The sequence below is a fragment of the Mannheimia sp. E30BD genome (genome assembly GCF_041807785.1).
Taxonomy (GTDB): Bacteria; Pseudomonadota; Gammaproteobacteria; order Enterobacterales; family Pasteurellaceae; genus Mannheimia.
Genome location: NZ_JBGTYX010000048.1, coordinates 1 through 1,977, shown reverse-complemented (window position 1 = coordinate 1,977; position 1,977 = coordinate 1). Strand labels below are relative to the sequence as shown.

At 36.2% G+C, this 1,977-nt stretch carries 3 protein-coding genes; 1 reads left to right on the top strand and 2 read right to left on the bottom strand.

Going from position 1 to position 1,977, the window contains the following annotated elements; genetic code table 11:
- Positions 1–42: 42 nt before the first annotated feature.
- Positions 43–378 (bottom strand): DNA-binding protein, encoded by a 336-nt coding sequence (locus tag ACERCG_RS12130; RefSeq protein WP_020824066.1) that lies wholly within the window; start codon positions 376–378, stop codon positions 43–45.
- A gap of 26 nt (positions 379–404) precedes the next feature.
- Complete coding sequence (locus ACERCG_RS12125; RefSeq protein ID WP_373612302.1) at positions 405–1,556, bottom strand: phage/plasmid replication protein; 1,152 nt, start codon at positions 1,554–1,556, stop codon at positions 405–407.
- Positions 1,557–1,698: 142 nt separating this feature from the next.
- Between ACERCG_RS12125 and ACERCG_RS12120 the strand changes: the two genes are divergently transcribed.
- The gene (locus ACERCG_RS12120; RefSeq protein ID WP_020824064.1) at positions 1,699–1,878 is read left to right on the top strand and encodes a hypothetical protein; all 180 of its coding nucleotides are present in this window, start codon (positions 1,699–1,701) and stop codon (positions 1,876–1,878) included.
- Positions 1,879–1,977: the final 99 nt, after the last annotated feature.

The following is a 1,977-nucleotide window of genomic DNA, read 5'->3' as shown; positions in this document are numbered from 1 at the left end:
TTATGCGAAAATTAATGATGTAAGTTATTGATTTATAAGGATTTATTTATTTTCATCAATTGGCTGTATCATTGAATTTTCATCAAAGTTATATGTAATACCTTTACGTCCGCCGTCCATTGCCCATTCACGTGGGTAAACTAAGATCATTACCAGCTTGTCTTTGTGTTGTTGAATGGTTCTTTTAAATCCTTCGTTAATGCAACGTTCATCAACCTTGATTTCCTGTGTTGTGGTGTTGTAACCGCCGTAACCGTCAGGGTCTTGAAGTTGAATGCCGATATTGTGCTTATCTTTAACTTCGCCGGTATCTCGATTAGTGAATGTGCTGGCTTTGTAGCCTTTAAGTACACCAACAATGTAAAAGCCTGTACGCATAGTAATTTCCTCTTGTTAGTTGATGATTAAGCAACCAAACGCAGAATAGGCGTGTTGCTCGGGTATTGATAAAAATCAGGTGCTTTAAACGGTCGAACAAAGATTTGTTCGCAGGATATAACTTGAACAGCTTGGAATTTTTCCACATCACAAGGGTTAGCAATGTCTATGCCGATTTTTCTTAATAATGAACGATGCCGTTTAAATGTTCTTTCAGGTAATAAATTCATATCTTCGCCGCTTGCCCATTTCATTGCGTAAAATGCAGTAGTATTCGCTTTACGAAGTGTGTCAACTACCCCTTTATTTACAAGCTGTTCTGCTATCGTTTGTAGCTCTATTTTGCTAACGCCTAAGTTTTTGTGCATATTGATGAACTCCTCTTGTAACTGCTCTAATTTAGAAAAATCGCTAAGCCCCCAATAGCAAAGATTTTCTCTTTTTAAGTAGCGTGATTTTAGTTTTTGCTCAAAACGAACTACCCCATTTTGCTCGCAGTAATCGTACACTTTTTTGTAATACTGAAATTCTGATGAATGTTCGCCAAATTTATTTTTGATTTTGTCGTAAGAGTGGATTCGTAATTCTTCGTGTTTTATGTAGCAAGAGGGATAAATAAGATTTGCGTTACCTTTTGCACTCAACCAATCAGCTGTACAGCCATTAGTGTGTAAACGTCCGATAGAATTGCGATACCGCATTTGTGATAATGCTTTGATAAAGGTTCTTTCATTACCCTTACCAACAGATTTATTAGTGGTGATGTCCAATCTTTTAATGATTGCACCGTTTGAAAAGGTATGTACTTTTTCTCCGTCTTTACCCTGCCCGTGAAAAATCTCTGTACAGCGAGTAAAAAGCGGTAGTTTAAGTTTAGCAAGGATGTTATTAAAACAATGTACGCAAGCATCTATAGATGTAAAGCCGAGTAAATTTTCAGTTTTACCCCAGCGGCTTGGGTTGCCTTCCATTTTTATAGTTGAGTCGGATACCTGAATGGATACCTCATCACAGTAACTGCCTTTGTGACGATACTTGCCTGTTCTAATGCCCTGTTGAATTTCCCCGGTATCAAGATGAATGCCAATCACACCGAAATCGAAAAGCGAAGCAATCACGGATTCCGGAATTTCAAAGCCGTGATCTTGCTCAATACTTAACCAATCGAAGTGATACATAAAACTAAACTCATTTTCTAAGAAATCAGAAGTTAATAGATTCTAATATTCTTATAAATGAAATGTCAAATAAATTAGTTATGTGTTTCTAAGATTTGCGATACACTTCACAAAATTTTTTTCAAAAACGGAGGCTATAAAAATGCCATCAAAGCACATTGATGAACTAACTTGGAAAAAAATTCAGGATGAACACGTTAAAGCGGTTGTTTTGACTAAGAAAAGTTTTAAAGATACAGAAATACTCAAAATTTTAATTAAAAAAGGGCTTGAAACGATAGATGATGAAGACTATCTGAAGTATGCTCTCAATAAACAATAATGCTGTATATAAAACCACGCAATACAGCTTCCGAATTTTAAAAAAGTGCCAAAGTTGGCACCAAAGTTCGGGTGTTACAGAACTCCCGAACTTTTTTGA

Excerpts from the sequence above, each read along its gene's own strand:
- ACERCG_RS12130 (WP_020824066.1), bottom strand. The coding sequence starts at position 378 with ATGCGTACAGGCTTTTACATTGTTGGTGTACTTAAAGGCTACAAAGCC.
- ACERCG_RS12125 (WP_373612302.1), bottom strand. The coding sequence starts at position 1,556 with ATGTATCACTTCGATTGGTTAAGTATTGAGCAAGATCACGGCTTTGAA.
- ACERCG_RS12120 (WP_020824064.1), top strand. The coding sequence starts at position 1,699 with ATGCCATCAAAGCACATTGATGAACTAACTTGGAAAAAAATTCAGGAT.